This window comes from Bacteroides graminisolvens, from assembly GCF_963666085.1.
Lineage (GTDB): Bacteria > Bacteroidota > Bacteroidia > Bacteroidales > Bacteroidaceae > Bacteroides > Bacteroides graminisolvens.
In genome coordinates this window covers 1,624,661-1,641,637 of the sequence record NZ_OY762556.1, presented here as the reverse complement: position 1 = coordinate 1,641,637, position 16,977 = coordinate 1,624,661, and the positions used below count along the sequence as shown (strand labels likewise).

Sequence of the window (16,977 nt, the reverse complement as noted above, 5' to 3'; positions counted from 1 at the left end):
TGCAACACATTTATATCTTAAAAAGGTTGTTATGGGAACGATTAAATGCATAGGTATTTTAACATCCGGAGGAGATGCTCCGGGCATGAACGCGGCTATCCGCGCAGTAACACGAGCTGCTATCTACAACGGACTTCAAGTCAAGGGTGTTTACAGAGGCTATAAGGGACTCATCACTGGTGAAATTGCTGAATTCAAAAGTCAGAATGTAAGTAATATCATTCAACTGGGAGGAACGATCTTGAAAACCGCCCGTTGCAAAGAGTTTACTACGCCCGAAGGTCGACAAACCGCATACGAAACGATGCAACGAGAAGGTATTGACGCGCTTGTCATTATTGGAGGAGACGGTTCACTCACAGGAGCCAGAATCTTCGCGCAAGAGCACAATGTTCCATGCATCGGGTTACCCGGAACCATTGACAACGACCTTTACGGAACCGATACCACCATTGGTTACGATACTGCGTTGAATACTATTTTGGATGCTGTTGATAAGATACGTGACACTGCAACTTCACACGAACGTTTGTTCTTTGTTGAAGTAATGGGAAGAGATGCCGGTTTCCTTGCATTAAACGGAGCCATTGCTTCGGGTGCCGAGGCAGCCATCATACCTGAGTTCAGTACGGAAGTTGACCAACTGGAAGAATTCATCAAGAACGGTTTCCGCAAGTCAAAAAACAGTAGTATCGTTATTGTAGCCGAGAGTGAACTAACCGGAGGTGCCATGCATTATGCCGAACGCGTAAAGAATGAGTATCCCGAATACGATGTAAGAGTAACCATTCTGGGTCACTTACAAAGAGGTGGAAGTCCTACGGCGCACGACCGCATTTTGGCCAGTCGTTTAGGTGCTGCTGCTATTGACGCATTAATGGAAGACCAGCGAAACGTGATGATTGGAATTGAGAACGATGAAATTGTTTACGTTCCCTTTACCAAAGCAATCAAGAATGATAAGCCGATTAAGAAAGAGTTAGTGAATGTTCTTAGAGAACTTTCCATCTAAATTGATCAGGAATATATACTAAAAAAGGCAACCTAACCGGTTGCCTTTTTTAGTATATGCCTATCGCTTCTTTAGCGGAACATATTCGGCTACATCAAGTACATTCTTGTACGCCGGACGAATAATGCGCTTACCGTCGAAGTTTAGTTCTTCGTTTCTGTGTGCACACCATCCAACGATACGAGCCATGGCAAACAGGGGAGTATATATTTCCTGGGGCAAACCTATCATCTCATATACAAATCCCGAATAGAAGTCCACGTTACTAGACACTGTTTTACCGTTATTCTTTACTTTAGCAAACATCGTAATGGCACGATCTTCGAGCAATTCAAGGAAAGCAAATTCCTTGTCACGACCTTTCTCTTTGGCCAAGTCGCGAGCCAATTCTTTCAACAGCAAAGCGCGGGGGTCAGAGATGGTGTACACCGCATGACCGATACCATAAATCAGTCCGGTTTTATCGTAAGCTTCCTTGTTAAGCATACGAGTAAAATAGGTATCAATCTCATCAACATTGGTCCAGTCCTTGATCTTTTCTTTCAGGTGATGAACCATATCAATAACCTGTAAATTAGCACCACCGTGGAGCGGTCCTTTCAATGAGCCGATACCCGCTGCGATAGCAGAATAAGTATCTGTACCCGTTGACGAAGTAACGCGAACAGTAAACGTAGAGTTGTTACCGCCACCGTGTTCTGCCTGCAACACAAGTAATAAATCGAGCGTGCGAGCTTCCAGTTCCGTATAATCTTTCTTCAACATGAACAAGAAGTTCTCGGCAATGGAAAGATTCTCCTGCGGGTGACGAATGTGCAGAGACCGTCCAAAAGTAGCATGCCTCAACATATTATAGGCATAAGCTATGATGGTAGGGAATTTAGAAATCAATTCAATGCTCTGCCTCATCAGATTATCGCGGGAGTTATCATCGGGCTTTGGGTCAAAGGTGTAAAGTTCAAGTACACTTCTTGCCAGAATATTCATAATATCAGAACCCTCCAGTTCCAGAATATTCATTTTAGTTTTCTGTTCAAGCGGCATATTATCATTCAACAGCTCCAGAAAACCGGCCAACTCCTCTTTATCGGGCAAACGTCCCGACAGTAACAAGAAAGCCACCTCTTCGAATCCAAAACGTTTTTCCTTGATGGTAGAGTGAACAAGGTCCTCTACATCATAGCCCCTATAAAACAATTTACCGGGAATAGGCTGCAAGCCCCCACCGGGAATTCGCTCATAGCCCACTACGTTGCCAATCTTTGTAAGACCCACCAGCACTCCGGTGCCGTCTTCGTTGCGCAAGCCACGCTTCACATCGTATTTTTGGAAGAGTTCATTATCAATTTTGGTGCAACTCTTCATCTCTTCAGAAAGTTTGTATATAATATACTCCTTTTTCATATGGTTCATTGTTTTAGGGTTATTATTTCTTTTGTATTTTTTCCGTTATTTCTTTCGCAAAAACCGAGGTAGGCAACGCCTTTCCTCCGGGCATGAAACGAGCCAGATCATTGGTAGCCCTGCCATCGGCAAAGCTTTCTTCCAATGCCTTTTCGATAACGTCTGCTGCTTCTTGCCAGCCGAAGTACTCCAACATCATGACTGCCGATAAAATCAGCGAGCAAGGATTGACCACATCTTTTCCCGCAATATTGGGAGCCGTGCCGTGTGTCGCTTCAAAAATGGCGTGACCGGAGTCATAATTAATGTTTGCCCCCGGTGCAATGCCAATACCACCTACCATAGCGGCCAACTGATCGGATATGTAATCGCCGTTGAGATTTAAAGTAGCAATAACAGAATATTCTTCGGGAACTAACAAGGTGTTTTGCAGAAAAGCATCGGCTATGCAATCTTTCATAACCAACTGGCCTGTGCTGATGTATTCACCAAATTCTTTTTCCGCCAGCTCGTAGCCCCATTTCTTGAAGCCGCCTTCCGTGTACTTCATAATATTTCCTTTGTGCACCAACGTTACCGAAGGTAAATGGTGCTCAATGGCATACTTACATGCCGCACGCACCAAACGCTCAGTGCCTTCACGCGAGACGGGTTTCACACCAAAAGAAGAAGTTTCCGGGAAGCGTACTTTTGTTACGCCCATCTCCTTGTGCAGAAACTCGTAGAATTTATTTGCTTCGGGCGAACCTGCCTCCCACTCTATGCCGGCATATATATCTTCCGTATTCTCGCGGAAGATGTGCATGTTGACCTTCTCGGGCTCTTTCACCGGAGAAACGACCCCTCGGAACCAGCGAACCGGACGAAGACAGACATATAAGTCCAACGTTTGTCGCAAAGCCACATTCAAAGAGCGGATGCCACCCCCAACTGGAGTAGTGAGTGGGCCTTTAATACCTACCAGGTATTCTTCAAAAGCCAGCATCGTTTCGTCGGGCAGCCATGAACCGGTTTGGTTAAAAGCCTTTTCGCCGGCCAACACCTCCACCCAGTCAATCTTACGTTTACCTCCGTACACCTTTTCAACAGCCGCATCAACTATCAACTGCATGGCCGGAGTTATCTCGGCTCCTACTCCATCACCCGTAATATAAGGTACGGTTGGGGTATCGGGAACCAGTAATTTACCATCTTTTTGCTTAACAATCTTGCTCATTTTATTTTGTATTTAAAGCAGATCCTGCCTTAAACCAGGCAATCTGCTGTTCATTGTATGTATGTTGCACTTCAAAACTCTCCACCGTACCATCTGCATGCAGAAGTATGATGATGAAGTTTTTGCCGGGAGCAAACGCTGTCAATCCCGATAACGTGATAACATCCGCCTCACGAATGCGATCGTAATCATCTTTATTCACGAAAGTAAGTGCCAACATGCCTTGTTTCTTGAGGTTCGTTTCATGAATACGCGCAAAACTCTTTGCCAAAATCACTTTCACATTCAAGAATCGAGGTTCCATAGCTGCATGTTCCCGACTGGATCCTTCGCCGTAATTTTCCTCGGCTACTACGATGGACGAGATACCCGCCTGCTTGTATTGTTTGGCCGTGCCCGAAACGGTTTCATAAGTCTGTGTGAGCTGATTGAGGACCTTGTTCGTTTCACCGTTGAAGGCATTGACCGCTCCCATCAGCATGTTATCGGAAATGTTTTCGAGATGCCCTCTGAAACGTAACCACGGACCAGCCATGGAAATATGATCAGTAGTACACTTACCCGCAGTCTTGATGAGTAATTTCATTGAAAGCGCATCCTCACCGTTCCAGGCAGAGAAAGGTTCCAATCGTTGCAAACGCTGTGACTCGGGACTGATAGCCACCTGCACATGACCTCCTTTGGGAGCCAGGTAACCGCTTTCGCCTGACGCAAAACCCTGCAACGGAAGTTCATCACCTTTGGGCTCGGTCAGTTTCACTGCTTCACCTTTTTCATTTACTAACGTATCAGTAAGCGGATTAAAGCCCAAGTCGCCTGCAATGGTCAGCGCCATAGTCAGCTCCGGAGAAGCGACAAAGGCAAACGTATTGGGATTACCGTCGGCACGTTTGGCAAAGTTACGGTTGAACGAAGTTACGATGGAATTTTTACGTGTAGGGTCATCGGTATGACGTTTCCACTGTCCGATACACGGACCGCAGGCATTGGCCATAATAACCGCCCCTACTTGTTTGAATGTATCAATCATACCATCGCGCTCCACAGTAGCCCGTATTTGTTCAGAGCCGGGGTTCACGATCAGCGGTGAAGCCACTTTTAAGTTCAACGCCACAGCCTCTTTCGCTATGGAGGCGGCACGACTTATATCCTGATACGAAGAGTTGGTACACGAACCAATCAGTCCCACTTCCATCTTCCGCGGATAATCATTGGCCTTTACTTTAGCGGCAAATTCAGAGATAGGCGTAGCCGCATCGGGCGTAAACGGACCGTTAATGTAAGGTTCGAGAGTTGAAAGATCAATCTCAATCACCCGGTCATAATATTGTTCGGGGGCAGCCATAACTTCAGCATCGGCACACAGTTCATGCGCCACGCTGCTTGCCATTTCGGCTACACAGGTTCGACCTGTTGCTTTGAGGTAAACAGCCATGCGTTCATCATAAGGAAACAAAGAAGTAGTAGCTCCTACTTCGGCCCCCATGTTACAAATGGTGCCCTTGCCCGTTGCCGACAAACTTTCCGCGCCGGGACCAAAATATTCTATAATAGCATTGGTACCCCCCTTTACGGTCAAAATACCTGCCAACTTCAAAATGACATCTTTCGGCGAAGCCCAACCGTTGAGTGTGCCGGTAAGCTTCACGCCAATGAGCTTCGGCATTTTGAGTTCCCACTCCATGCCGGTCATCACATCAACTGCATCGGCACCACCCACACCGATGGCAACCATGCCCAGTCCGCCGGCATTGGGCGTGTGCGAGTCTGTTCCTACCATCATGCCACCCGGAAAAGCATAGTTTTCCAGTACCACCTGATGAATAATTCCCGCACCGGGTTTCCAGAACCCGATACCAAATCGGGAAGAAACATCACGTAAGAAATCATACACCTCACGGTTCGTTTCCGTAGCCGTGGCAATATCTTCCTTTGCCCCTTTATAGGCTTGAATAAGGTGATCGCAATGAACGGTAGACGGCACCGCCACGGTTTCTTTCCCCGCATTCATAAATTGCAGTAACGCCATCTGAGCAGTAGCATCCTGCATCGCCACACGATCGGGACGAAAGTCGACGTAGTCCTCTCCCCTTTGAAATGATTTCAGCTTGTTTTCATCGTAAATGTGAGCATACAGAATTTTTTCGGCTAGTGTGAGCGGGCGCCCCAAAGCCATCTTTGCCCGTTTTATTTTCTCCAGATAAGAGCCATAAAAGCTCTCTAACATTTCCTCGTCGTATACCATTGTCTCTTATATTTATAAATCTACATTATAACGAGCCAAAAAGCAGTAATGTTTAAGAAATAGGCTGTTTTTTGCGATTATCTTTCAACAAAAGACGTACCTTTGCAACGAATTCGAATAAAAATACAGGTGAACAAGATAAATACAAGCACTTTGTGCGCACAAACCTCTTTGCAGCAACAACAACTGTTGTTACGCATGGAATATGAATACGAAAAAGAAGAATTCCAACGTTTGACCCAGACCATGGGCATTGGAAGAAAGATAAAACGCGGGCAATGCTGGTATCCTGTTTCTACGGGAAGAAGTTATTACAACTCTCTGAATCAGTTCGTTATAGAAATAGAGCGCAAAGAGGATAAAGACATTGAACATGCTTTTGAATACGGTAAGCCGGTTTGTTTCTTCACACAAGATGCCGGTAATCAGATAAAATATTTGCCATTTACCGCCCAGGTAAGCTATGCCGATGACGAACGAATGGTAGTGATCCTGCCCGGAGCTTCGGCACGCATTGAGCTGGAAGGAGCACATCAACTGGGTGTTCAGCTTTATTTTGATGAGACCAGTTACCGAACCATGTTCGAGGCATTGGCCGATGTGATCAGGGCAAAGGGCAACAGGCTGGCTGCTTTGCGAGACATCATGCTCGACAATCAGTTGCCTGCCGAGCGACAAATTTTCCCTCAACGCTTTCCCTGGCTCAACAGTACACAAGAAGAAGCTGTCAACAAGGTGTTACGAGCCAAAGATGTGGCGGTGGTGCACGGGCCTCCGGGCACTGGTAAAACAACCACGCTCGTGGAGGCCATATACGAAACATTGCATCGGGAGAATCAGGTGTTGGTCTGTGCGCAAAGCAACGCGGCGGTAGACTGGATTGCCGAGAAGCTGGTTGACCGTGGTGTGGCTGTGCTGCGCATTGGAAACCCCAGCCGAGTGAACGACAAGATGTTGTCTTTTACCTACGAGCGTCGTTTTGAAAGTCATCCGTTGTACAGTGAATTGTGGAGCATCCGCAAGGCTATTCGTGAAACGAGCCGCAAAAGGCATGAACGCATAAGCGAACTGAAAGATCGGGCCACACAAATTGAGATACAGATCAACGAAGATTTGTTTTCGCAAGCACGTGTCGTAGCCTCAACGCTGGTCAGCTCCAATCATCGTGTGCTGAGCGGACGCAAATTCAGCACGTTGTTTATTGACGAAGCAGCCCAGGCTTTGGAAGCCGCTTGCTGGATTGCCATCCGAAAAGCCGAACGGGTAGTGTTGGCGGGCGACCATTGTCAGCTGCCACCCACCATTAAATGCATAGATGCGGCCCGCGGCGGACTGTCGAACACGTTGATGGAAAAGATCGTGACCGGTAAACCTCAAAGTGTTTCTCTGCTCAAAGTGCAGTATCGCATGCATCAAGCCATTATGCACTTTCCTTCGCATTGGTTTTACAGCGGCGAAGTTTATGCCGCTCCTCAAGTGCACAACCGAAGTATTCTGGATTATGATACTCCGCTGGTATGGCTGGACACGTCGGGACAGGACTTTCAAGAGGAGTTCGTGGGCGACAGTTACGGACGAATTAACAAATCCGAGGCGAACCTTTTGCTCACCGAACTGGAGAACTACATCAAACGCATCGGGCCCAAGCGCATGCTCGACGAGCGTATTGACTTCGGCATCATATCGCCATACAAAGCACAGGTGCAGTACTTGCGAAATGAAATAAAACGCAGCCGTTTCCTGCGGCCATTCAAAGCGGCCATCACCGTTCACACCGTTGACGGCTTTCAGGGACAAGAACGCGATGTTATTTTCATCAGCTTGGTACGCGCCAATGACGATGGACAAATTGGTTTTCTGAGTGATCTCCGCCGCATGAACGTGGCCATTACCCGCGCACGGATGAAGTTGGTTATTTTAGGCGATGCCTCTACCCTAACCAAACATAAGTTCTACCGGGAGTTATTTGAGTACATTAAGTTGCTTTGATTGGGCGTTTTCATCAAAATACCTTTACTCCAGCACCCCTTTCCGTGCTAATCTTGTCAAGAGCAAGTTTATGTATTATTAACTAATGGTCAGGTTCGTACCGACCATTGGGAGGAGTTGGGCAAAACATAACCAACTTTTTGAAAAACATAACGGCCGATTTGAAAAAGATAACGAGCAATTTGAAAAGAGAAACCGTCTTTTGGTCCATGAGAAACCGTCTTACGGCCAAGAGACGGTTTCTCATGGACCATTTGCTACCGTGCAAATAAGAATAAGCAACCGTCTCAGTGAAAAATTGAACCGTACAAAACGAAAAAAGGCAGGAGTTTGAGCTCCTGCCTTTGCGCCTATATTAATTTGAATATACTATAGGATTATGATGACAAAGATAATACATTATATGATCAAAGTCAAGTATTAAAGCAATTATTTTGTATGTCAAGTCGGAATAGCATGAATAAAATGGACCTTCAAAACAAGCATTGGCTTCCATTACCAACAAAAAAACCGCCCCCAAGCCGGGAGCGGTTTCTATCCATCAACGAATGGATTGATTTATGTTAGTTGTTTTCAGGGCGAAGTTTACGAACCACTGCACCGGCTTGCCACATTTCACTTTCGCGAAGCTGACGAAGTTCTTCATTCAGTTTCTCACGATAGTCGGGTTGTGAGTTCGAATCAATAGAACGTTGAGCCTCATTACCTACTTTTACTTCGTGATACAATTTCTCGAATACGGGCTTTGTTGCATCGTGGAACGGACCCATCCAGTCGAGCGCACCGCGTTGAGCAGTAGTTGAGCAGTTAGCATACATCCAGTCCATACCGTTCTTTGCAAACAAAGGCATCAATGACTGAGTCAACTCTTCTACTGTTTCATTGAAAGCCTCCGAAGGAGTGTGACCGTTTTCACGCAAAGTTTCGTACTGAGCCAACAAGATTCCCTGAATAGCACCCATCAAAGTACCACGCTCACCGGTAAGGTCAGAGTAAACTTCGCGTAAGAAAGTTGTTTCAAAAAGATAACCCGAACCTACGCCGATACCCAAAGCAACCACGCGCTCAAATGCACGACCCGTTGCATCTTGGAAAATAGCGTATGAAGAGTTCAAGCCGCGACCTTCGAGGAACATGGTACGAAGTGACGTACCCGAACCTTTAGGAGCCACCAAAATAACATCAACATCTGCCGGAGGAACAATGCCTGTACGTTCTTTGTAAGTGATACCAAAACCGTGTGAGAAATAAAGAGCCTTACCGGCAGTCAGGTTTTTCTTCACTGTAGGCCACACTTCAATCTGTGCTGCATCTGAAAGCAGGTACTGAATAATTGTTCCGCGTTGACAAGCTTCCTCAATATCGAAAAGAGTTTCGCCAGGTACCCATCCGTCGGCAACTGCTTTTTCCCAAGTCTTTCCACCTTTACGTTGACCAACAATTACGTTGAAGCCATTATCGCGCAGGTTCAATGACTGACCGGGGCCTTGTACACCATAACCAATTACGGCAATCACTTCGTCTTTCAATACTTCACGTGCTTTCTCCAAAGGAAATTCTTCACGGGTTACTACATTTTCAGTAACGCCACCAAAATTCATCTGTGCCATTTTGTTTTTAGTTTTTTATGCCTCTCTTACGCATTCTGTTTTACGTGGCGAAAGGCGGTTATTAATTATATAATTCTCTTTATTACTGTTATACGAATATCACTTTCGAACGACAAACCACTTCGTCATCGTTCTTCTTCACCTCCACATGATATTCATCGGGCCCGGCCTGCTGCATGGCAAATGCCAGCTTATCTCCGTAGTAGCTCTCGGCTACATAAGCCATTTCAAAGCGGCGGATACGCTTCGTTTGATACATTTCAATAGGAAATAAGTCGAGTATGTGCTCTATGTAACGAATGCTATTAACGTGTCCGTTGATGTCAATGTCACTGTAACGTGCCTCCAGCGTACCGGCAGGCGGCACATCGGCATCGACTTTAATGCGCGAAGGCTTCTCAATAGGGCAAGGTTCCTGGCACACATAATCAACAATGCCGCCACCGTGCAAAGTAAGCAAGTCGGCAGGCTTGCGGGTTGAAAGGTTAATCATAGCCCAGATAGAACGGGCATAGCCAATCTTCTTGCCGTCTTTGTTAATGATGGCAAAGTTACGGTCTGTAAAAAGGCGATACACATTCTCAACCCAGGTTTGTATGCTGAACTCTTCGTATTGATAAGGCATTTCGTCGAGTTCAACGGCCAAACGTGAAAGAACCCACGTGTAATTGTCTTCATTGAGCGTGGCAATTCCAAAGCCACGGTCGGTAGCATGGAAGCCGGCACAGTTCAGTAAATGATTGCCCAGCACGCCCATGGTAAGCCTTCCGTTGAAGTCAACATGAAACGGTTCGGCAACAAAACGATAGGTTCCTATTTTATTCTCCGGTTCACTCATTCTTCGCAATTCTTTTTACTGCGGATATGCTTCTGTTCTCTTTCGGTCAGATACTCACTCAGCTTTTCCACGCAACTCTTCGTAATGGCAATGCGGCCCGAACGAACGAATTGCAGTATGCCTATTTCCTTCAGATCATCGTACAATTCCTGCGTTTCCTCCGTTGTTCCCGATTTCTGAATCACCATGTAAGTAGGATTGATTTCAATGATACGGGCATTGTGACGGCTCACGATGTACTCCACACGGTTACTGTCAAGCAACTCCTGCGTAGGGATCTTATAAAGTGCTATCTCGCGAAAGAAGATTTCATCATCCGTAAAGTAATGAGCCTGAACCACATCAATTCGTTTTTCAATCTGTTTGGTTACTTTCTGAATCGTATCTTCATCCGTACAAGTAGTGATGGTATATTTATGAATACCCTTGATGGAAGAAGCCGACACATTGAGGCTCTCTATGTTCAACTGTCTGCGGGTAAATATAGTAGTAATCTGATTAAGAATACCAGCTATGTTCTCCGAATAAACGTTGAGGGTGTATAATGTTTTATCCATAATGTTTTAATGATTAGCCTAACATCACATTGGTTACCGTATCTCCTGCTGGTACCATGGGATAAACCATGCCTACCTGCTCTACTTCTACTTCAAGCAGATAAGAGCCGTCGGTAGCAAGCATTTCTTCAATAGCACCGGCCAGTTCTTCGCGCTGCTGCACCTTACGTCCTTTGATGCCGTAAGCCGAAGCTATTTTCACAAAATCAGGATTTATCATAGGGGTGTTAGAGTATCTTTCCTTAAAGAAAAGCTCTTGCCACTGACGAACCATGCCTAAGAAACTGTTGTTCAGCAAGATGATCTTCACGTTGGTACCGGTTTCCATGATGGTTCCCAGTTCCTGAATGGTCATCTGCAACCCACCGTCACCACAAAAGAAACAAACGGTTCTGTTCGGTGCTCCGAAAGCAGCGCCAATAGCAGCCGGTAAGCCGAAGCCCATCGTTCCGAGTCCGCCCGATGTAACCATGCTGCGCTTCTGCGAGAATTTAAAGTAACGGGCAGCAAACATCTGATTCTGTCCCACGTCAGTAACAAGCACTGCCTGGTGGTTGGTCGCCTCCGAAACGGCATGAACAACCTCACCCATGGTAATTTGTCCTTCTTTAGGGTGAATTTCCTTTTCCACAACTGCCTCGTACTCTTTTTCTTCGCAAGGCAAGAAGCTATCTCTCCATTCACGGTGGTTGTTTTTCTCAAGAAGTTCCGTTACCGCTGCCAGTGTTTCCTTGCAATCGCCCAATACGGCTACGGTAGTCTTCACGTTCTTGTCGACCTCCGCGGGGTCAATATCGAAATGAATAATCTTGGCTTGTTTGGCGTATGTTTTGAGGTTACCGGTTACCCGGTCATCAAAACGCATGCCGATAGCAATCAGTACATCACATTCATTGGTCTTTAAGTTGGGGCCCAAGTTACCATGCATACCCAACATGCCTTTGTTAAGCGGATGGGCCGACGGTAAAGCCGAGAGGCCGAGCAATGTGCATCCAGCGGGAATATCAGCCTTTTCAAGGAACTCCATCAGCTCGTTTTGTGCTTCACCTAGTTCAACGCCCTGGCCAACCAACGCCCATGGCTTTTTAGCTGAATTGATGATAGCAGCTGCTTCGGCAATGGCTTTCGGGTCCATTTCGGGAACCGGAACATAACTACGGATGTAGTCAATAGTACACGGCTCGTAAGCAACCTTTTCTATTTGTGCATTCTTGGCAAAGTCGAGCACTACCGGACCGGGCCTACCGCTGCGTGCTACGTAAAAGGCACGCGCTACCGCCCACGGTATATCTTCAGCTCTACGTATCTGATAGCTCCATTTGGTAATGGGCTGCGTTAAGCTAACTAAATCTATTTCCTGAAAAGCATCCGAGCCGAGCAATGAGCTTACTACCTGTCCGGCAATCACCACTATCGGCGTACTGTCAAGCATGGCATCGCCTATTCCGGTAATGGCATTGGTGGCACCCGGACCGCTAGTCACAACGCAAACACCAACTTCGCCCGATACTCTGGCATATCCTTGAGCAGCATGTGCGGCTCCTTGCTCGTGGCGAACAAGAACATGCTGCAACTTCTCTTTATAATCGTACAAACAATCGTAAACCGGCATAATCGCTCCTCCGGGGTAGCCGAAGAGGGTATGTACTCCCTCATGGATCAATGAGCGAACTAAAGCTTCCGATCCGGTGATGAGTTGTTTTTCCATTGTTTTATCTATTTCTTTTTTGTTTTTACTAGTTTTAATCAATCAACCGAACGGCTCCCTTATCGGCCGAGCTCACCATGCTGGCGTATGCTCTCAGGCTCTTTGAGACGTTGCGCTGACGGGTGACGGGTGCCATAGGCCGTGCAGCCAGTTCTTCGTCGGTCAGTTTCACGTTGATTGTTCTCTCGGGTATGTTTATTTCTATGATGTCACCGTCTTTAATCTTTCCGATATTACCTCCGGCAGCAGCCTCGGGTGAAACGTGTCCGATGCTTAACCCCGAAGTACCTCCGCTGAATCGGCCATCGGTTATCAAGGCACACTCTTTACCTAAGTGACGTGATTTGATGTAGGATGTAGGGTAGAGCATTTCTTGCATTCCGGGACCGCCTTTAGGGCCTTCGTGGGTGATGACGACGACATCGCCACTGACGACTTTGCCTTTCAGGATGCCTTCGCAAGCAGCGTCTTGAGAATCGAATACTTTAGCAGGACCGGTAAACTTCCAGATGCTTTCATCCACACCGGCTGTTTTAACAACACAACCGTCTTGCGCAATGTTTCCTTTCAAAATGGCCAATCCACCATCTTTAGAATAAGCATGTTCCATGTCACGGATACATCCCGAAGCACGGTCGGCATCCAACTCTTTGTAATAGCATTCCTGCGATCCCATTACCAAGTTAAACTTGCCGGCAGGTGCGCTCTTGTACTTTTTCAAAGCTTCATCGCACACATGGGGACTGGTAATACTATATTTATCAATGGCTTGGGCAAGAGTCATACCATCAACACGATGTACGTTGGTTTCAACCAATCCGGCGTTAGCCAGTTCGTGCATAATGGCCATAATTCCACCTGCCCTATTTACATCCTGAATATGATATTTTTGTGTATTGGGAGCAACCTTACACAAGCAAGGGCTTTTGCGCGAAAGCATGTCGATGTCATCCATCGTAAAATCAACTTCCGCTTCGTGAGCAATTGCCAATAAATGCAACACGGTATTGGTTGATCCACCCATGGCGATATCAAGTGTCATGGCGTTGAGGAAGGCCGCACGCGTAGCAATGCTGCGGGGTAATACGGTTTCGTCTCCTTCACCGTAATATTTATAGGTATTTTCTACAATCAATTCGGCTGCATCCTGAAATAAGGCAGCACGGTTGGCATGCGTTGCCACGATGGTTCCGTTGCCGGGTAAAGCCAATCCGATGGCTTCGTTCAAACAGTTCATGGAGTTAGCCGTAAACATGCCCGAACAGCTTCCGCAAGTAGGACAAGCACTACGTTCTATCTTCTCCACTTCTTCATCGCTCACGCTGGAATCGGCCGATTTAATCATCGCATCAACCAAATCAAGGTGCTGACCGTTCAACTCTCCGGCCTCCATCGGACCGCCCGATACAAAAACGGTGGGAATGTTCAGCCTCATCGCTGCCATCAACATGCCCGGAGTTATTTTGTCGCAGTTACTAATGCAAACCATCGCATCGGCTTTGTGCGCATTAACCATATACTCTACACTATCGGCAATTATATCTCGTGAAGGAAGCGAATAAAGCATCCCGTCATGTCCCATAGCAATACCATCATCAATGGCAATGGTGTTGAATTCGGCAGCAAAACAGCCCAGTTTCTCAATTTCAGCTTTCACCTTTTGGCCTATTTCGTGCAGATGCACATGCCCCGGCACAAACTGGGTAAATGAATTCACTATAGCAATAATTGGTTTACCCAATTGTTCTTTCTTCATACCATTGGCTGCCCACAATGCACGAGCTCCTGCCATACGGCGTCCTTGTGTACTAAACGAACTGCGTAACTGCTTTTTCATAATTCAAATCATTTTATAATTAAAGAGCCTCTCTCACACAGTGAGAAAGGCTCCAAATTAATATCTATACTATACTGACATACATATATAACCTTCCTCACGCTCTTGATGGGACCACCACGACGCTAATAATATCCAGCAGAGACAGGTTAATAGATGTACTTGTAATCATATTCTTCTTATTTCTTAAATCATGTTGCAAAGGTAGCGGCTTTTTTATAAACTCCAAACAAATCGAAGAAAAAAAACGTTTATTAATTCATAATCGTAAGAAAAATAGGTCTCAAAACCTTATTCTATTACAATTAGTTTCAGAAGAAACCTTTTAGGAGGGTATTATAAAAGAAGTTTCAGAACCACGGAAGTGCTTAATAATCTGAAATTTACGCGTCAAGATACCAGAATCGAACTAAATAATTAGTATATTTGCAAACTCTGTTATGGAGGTATTATTAACCAGCTATTAAAATTTGAAAATGGAAACATTAGGAAACAAGTATATCACTGTAGCGTATGATTTGTACACTACAGAAGATGGAGAAAAAGACTTGGTAGAACAGGCAACTGCAGAGCGTCCATTCCAGTTTATCTCTGGACTCGGAACAACTTTGGATTCTTTCGAGAGCCAAATTGCAGGACTTGCCACAGGAGATAAGTTTGAATTTACATTAACTGCCGAAGAGGCATACGGCGAATACGTTGACGAACATGTTATTGAATTGCCTAAGCATGTCTTTGAAATAGACGGCAAATTTGATTCGGAAAGAATATTTGCCGGTAACCCTATTCCTTTGATGGACGCAGAAGGTAACCGTCTAAACGGTACTGTAGTTGAAGTAAAAGACGAAGTTGTTATTGTCGACATGAATCACCCGTTAGCCGGTGCCGATTTGACTTTTATCGGTCAGGTAATCGAAAGCCGTTTAGCAACTAACGAAGAACTGCAAGGCATGGTAAACATGATGAGTGGTGAAGGTGGCTGCGGATGCGGTGGCAATTGCGGATGCGGTAGTGGTGATGAAGAAGGCGGTGGCTGTGGCTGCGGAAGCAAAGAAGGCAAAGAAGAAGATGAAAGCTGCGGATGCGGCGGTGGCTGTCACTAATCGGATAAGCTATACTTATTATAATAAAAGCCGTGAAAGTAGTTTCGCGGCTTTTATTTATATATATAGGTGTTTATCAAATAGCCGAACGCTACTCTTTGTGCGTCATAATATCAAGAACTAGTTTATCTGTTTCATTCATTCCTTGTGAACCAATAAGGGTGAGGTTGCGAATGCTGCGATCAACATCCTGATCAATAATACCCTCTACAGAAGTAACGCATCGATTCTCCATGGCCATCATAGCCGACAAAACAGCTGTTGATACGCCACTAGCGACTTTCAATGCGCAACTGGGCTTGGCACCGTCACAAATCATTCCCGTCAGGTTGGCTATCATGTTCTGAACTGCAGAGGCAACTTGCGGAAAGCCTCCTCCCATGAGCCAGGTTATACCGCAACTGGAACCGGTCGCTGCCACCACGCAACCACACAAAGCCGATAACCGACCTAAACTTTGCTTAATGTAGATAACCGTAAGATGGCTCATCATCAGTGCACGTATCAGTTCTTCTTCTGTCTTTTCGTTTTCCTCGGCATAAATCACAACCGGCAGCGTAGCCGAAATACCCTGATTACCACTGCCGGAGTTACTCATAACAGGAATCATGGCTCCTGCCATACGAGCATCACATGCACCGGATGTATACGAAAGAATACGCGAAAGCGTACCGTTTCCCATCATTCGTTTCTCAGAATCACCTTTCAGCATTCTGCCTAAAGAATGACCGTAGCTTCCTTTAAAGGAACTCTCGGCAGCTGCTTTATTTAACTTTGCCGTATCTAAAATAAAGGCTATTTCAGCGAGTGGGGCCGTTAATGCAAAATCATACACCTTGTGTAAGGTCAGATTCAATGTTTTTTCTTGGGCGGAAGCATCTGCCACAACATCTTCTTTCAAGAGCACATCGGCATCTTTAGAAACAAATACAAAACGGGTGTGTTCACCCGATATAATTGCGCATGAGTGTGATGAACCAGCCTCACACACAACCTCAACATATAGCTTCTCCGTGCAATCGTCTTTCAAAGCAATGGATATACGCTTTTCGTTTAAGTAAGCCTTTCCTTCTTCCACTGCTTGAGGAGTGCTGTCTTTAAGAACTTCCAGCTGATAGCTTGATTTACCAATCAAGGCTCCTAGAGCAACTGCAATAGGCAAACCGATCATGCCTGTTCCAGGAATACCTACTCCCATTGCATTTTTAAGTATGTTGGCACTTAAAAACACACTAATCTTTTCGGGGCGACACCCCAATACCTCAGTTGCTTTCGCCACACACAAAGCAACGGCAATGGGCTCTGTACATCCAATAGCAGGAATAACCTCCTGTTTCACCAGGTTTATAATTTGTTGTCTCTCTTCTTGTGTCATAGGGAATATTACTATACGGTGCAAAAGTAGGCAATAATAAAGAGGGTGCAAAATAAAGGCATAGAAATACGGTCCGAATCTTT

At 45.8% G+C, this 16,977-nt stretch carries 12 protein-coding genes; 3 read left to right on the top strand and 9 right to left on the bottom strand.

From position 1 onward, the window contains the following. The first annotated feature begins 31 nt into the window (after positions 1-31). Positions 32-1,012 (top strand): 6-phosphofructokinase, encoded by a 981-nt coding sequence (gene pfkA, locus ACKPCE_RS06735; RefSeq protein WP_276964734.1) that lies wholly within the window; start codon positions 32-34, stop codon positions 1,010-1,012. Positions 1,013-1,072: 60 nt separating this feature from the next. Here pfkA and ACKPCE_RS06730 read toward each other — a convergent pair whose 3' ends face one another. Genes ACKPCE_RS06730 through ACKPCE_RS06720 form a run of 3 tightly spaced genes read right to left on the bottom strand, consistent with a single transcriptional unit; the run spans position 1,073 to position 5,877 of the window. Beyond that, positions 1,073-2,416 (bottom strand): citrate/2-methylcitrate synthase, encoded by a 1,344-nt coding sequence (locus tag ACKPCE_RS06730; protein WP_024997469.1) that lies wholly within the window; start codon positions 2,414-2,416, stop codon positions 1,073-1,075. A gap of 22 nt (positions 2,417-2,438) precedes the next feature. Continuing rightward, entirely contained in the window at positions 2,439-3,632 is a 1,194-nt protein-coding gene (icd, locus tag ACKPCE_RS06725) for an NADP-dependent isocitrate dehydrogenase (protein ID WP_319504603.1), read from the bottom strand. 1 nt (position 3,633) lies between these two features. After that, positions 3,634-5,877: an aconitate hydratase gene (locus tag ACKPCE_RS06720; protein ID WP_319504602.1), complete on the bottom strand. Its 2,244-nt coding sequence runs from the start codon at positions 5,875-5,877 to the stop codon at positions 3,634-3,636. Between the two features lie 123 nt (positions 5,878-6,000). Here ACKPCE_RS06720 and ACKPCE_RS06715 point away from each other — a divergent pair, with 123 nt between their 5' ends. Then, positions 6,001-7,866, top strand: coding sequence for an AAA domain-containing protein (locus tag ACKPCE_RS06715; protein ID WP_319505932.1), 1,866 nt, complete (start codon positions 6,001-6,003; stop codon positions 7,864-7,866). A 563-nt stretch (positions 7,867-8,429) separates the two neighbouring features. Here ACKPCE_RS06715 and ilvC read toward each other — a convergent pair. The 5 genes from ilvC to ilvD form a co-directional block, all read right to left on the bottom strand. Further along, a complete protein-coding gene (ilvC, locus tag ACKPCE_RS06710; protein ID WP_276991736.1) occupies positions 8,430-9,476 on the bottom strand; it encodes a ketol-acid reductoisomerase in 1,047 nt (348 codons plus the stop codon). Between the two features lie 88 nt (positions 9,477-9,564). Then, on the bottom strand, positions 9,565-10,314 hold the full coding sequence (locus tag ACKPCE_RS06705) for an acyl-[acyl-carrier-protein] thioesterase (RefSeq protein ID WP_276964721.1): 750 nt from the start codon (positions 10,312-10,314) through the stop codon (positions 9,565-9,567). Beyond that, the gene (gene ilvN, locus ACKPCE_RS06700; RefSeq protein WP_024997473.1) at positions 10,311-10,871 is read right to left on the bottom strand and encodes an acetolactate synthase small subunit; all 561 of its coding nucleotides are present in this window, start codon (positions 10,869-10,871) and stop codon (positions 10,311-10,313) included. Before ilvN ends, ACKPCE_RS06705 begins: the two co-directional genes overlap by 4 nt. A 13-nt stretch (positions 10,872-10,884) precedes the next feature. Continuing rightward, positions 10,885-12,579, bottom strand: a complete 1,695-nt coding sequence (ilvB, locus tag ACKPCE_RS06695) for a biosynthetic-type acetolactate synthase large subunit (protein WP_319504601.1) — start codon at positions 12,577-12,579, stop codon at positions 10,885-10,887. A gap of 34 nt (positions 12,580-12,613) precedes the next feature. Continuing rightward, positions 12,614-14,416, bottom strand: coding sequence for a dihydroxy-acid dehydratase (ilvD, locus tag ACKPCE_RS06690; RefSeq protein ID WP_319504600.1), 1,803 nt, complete (start codon positions 14,414-14,416; stop codon positions 12,614-12,616). A 476-nt stretch (positions 14,417-14,892) separates the two neighbouring features. Between ilvD and ACKPCE_RS06685 the strand changes: the two genes are divergently transcribed. Next, entirely contained in the window at positions 14,893-15,519 is a 627-nt protein-coding gene (locus ACKPCE_RS06685; protein ID WP_319504599.1) for an FKBP-type peptidyl-prolyl cis-trans isomerase, read from the top strand. Between the two features lie 91 nt (positions 15,520-15,610). Here the strand turns inward: ACKPCE_RS06685 and ACKPCE_RS06680 are convergent, their stop codons facing one another. After that, positions 15,611-16,690, bottom strand: a complete 1,080-nt coding sequence (locus tag ACKPCE_RS06680; protein WP_407655029.1) for an L-cysteine desulfidase family protein — start codon at positions 16,688-16,690, stop codon at positions 15,611-15,613. Positions 16,691-16,977: the final 287 nt, after the last annotated feature.

Bases quoted from the DNA above. Each gene is read 5' to 3' on its own strand.
- pfkA (WP_276964734.1), top strand. From the start codon at position 32: ATGGGAACGATTAAATGCATAGGTATTTTAACATCCGGAGGAGATGCT.
- ACKPCE_RS06730 (WP_024997469.1), bottom strand. From the start codon at position 2,416: ATGAAAAAGGAGTATATTATATACAAACTTTCTGAAGAGATGAAGAGT.
- icd (WP_319504603.1), bottom strand. From the start codon at position 3,632: ATGAGCAAGATTGTTAAGCAAAAAGATGGTAAATTACTGGTTCCCGAT.
- ACKPCE_RS06720 (WP_319504602.1), bottom strand. From the start codon at position 5,877: ATGGTATACGACGAGGAAATGTTAGAGAGCTTTTATGGCTCTTATCTG.
- ilvC (WP_276991736.1), bottom strand. From the start codon at position 9,476: ATGGCACAGATGAATTTTGGTGGCGTTACTGAAAATGTAGTAACCCGT.
- ACKPCE_RS06705 (WP_276964721.1), bottom strand. From the start codon at position 10,314: ATGAGTGAACCGGAGAATAAAATAGGAACCTATCGTTTTGTTGCCGAA.
- ilvN (WP_024997473.1), bottom strand. From the start codon at position 10,871: ATGGATAAAACATTATACACCCTCAACGTTTATTCGGAGAACATAGCT.
- ilvB (WP_319504601.1), bottom strand. From the start codon at position 12,579: ATGGAAAAACAACTCATCACCGGATCGGAAGCTTTAGTTCGCTCATTG.
- ilvD (WP_319504600.1), bottom strand. From the start codon at position 14,416: ATGAAAAAGCAGTTACGCAGTTCGTTTAGTACACAAGGACGCCGTATG.
- ACKPCE_RS06685 (WP_319504599.1), top strand. From the start codon at position 14,893: ATGGAAACATTAGGAAACAAGTATATCACTGTAGCGTATGATTTGTAC.
- ACKPCE_RS06680 (WP_407655029.1), bottom strand. From the start codon at position 16,690: ATGATCGGTTTGCCTATTGCAGTTGCTCTAGGAGCCTTGATTGGTAAA.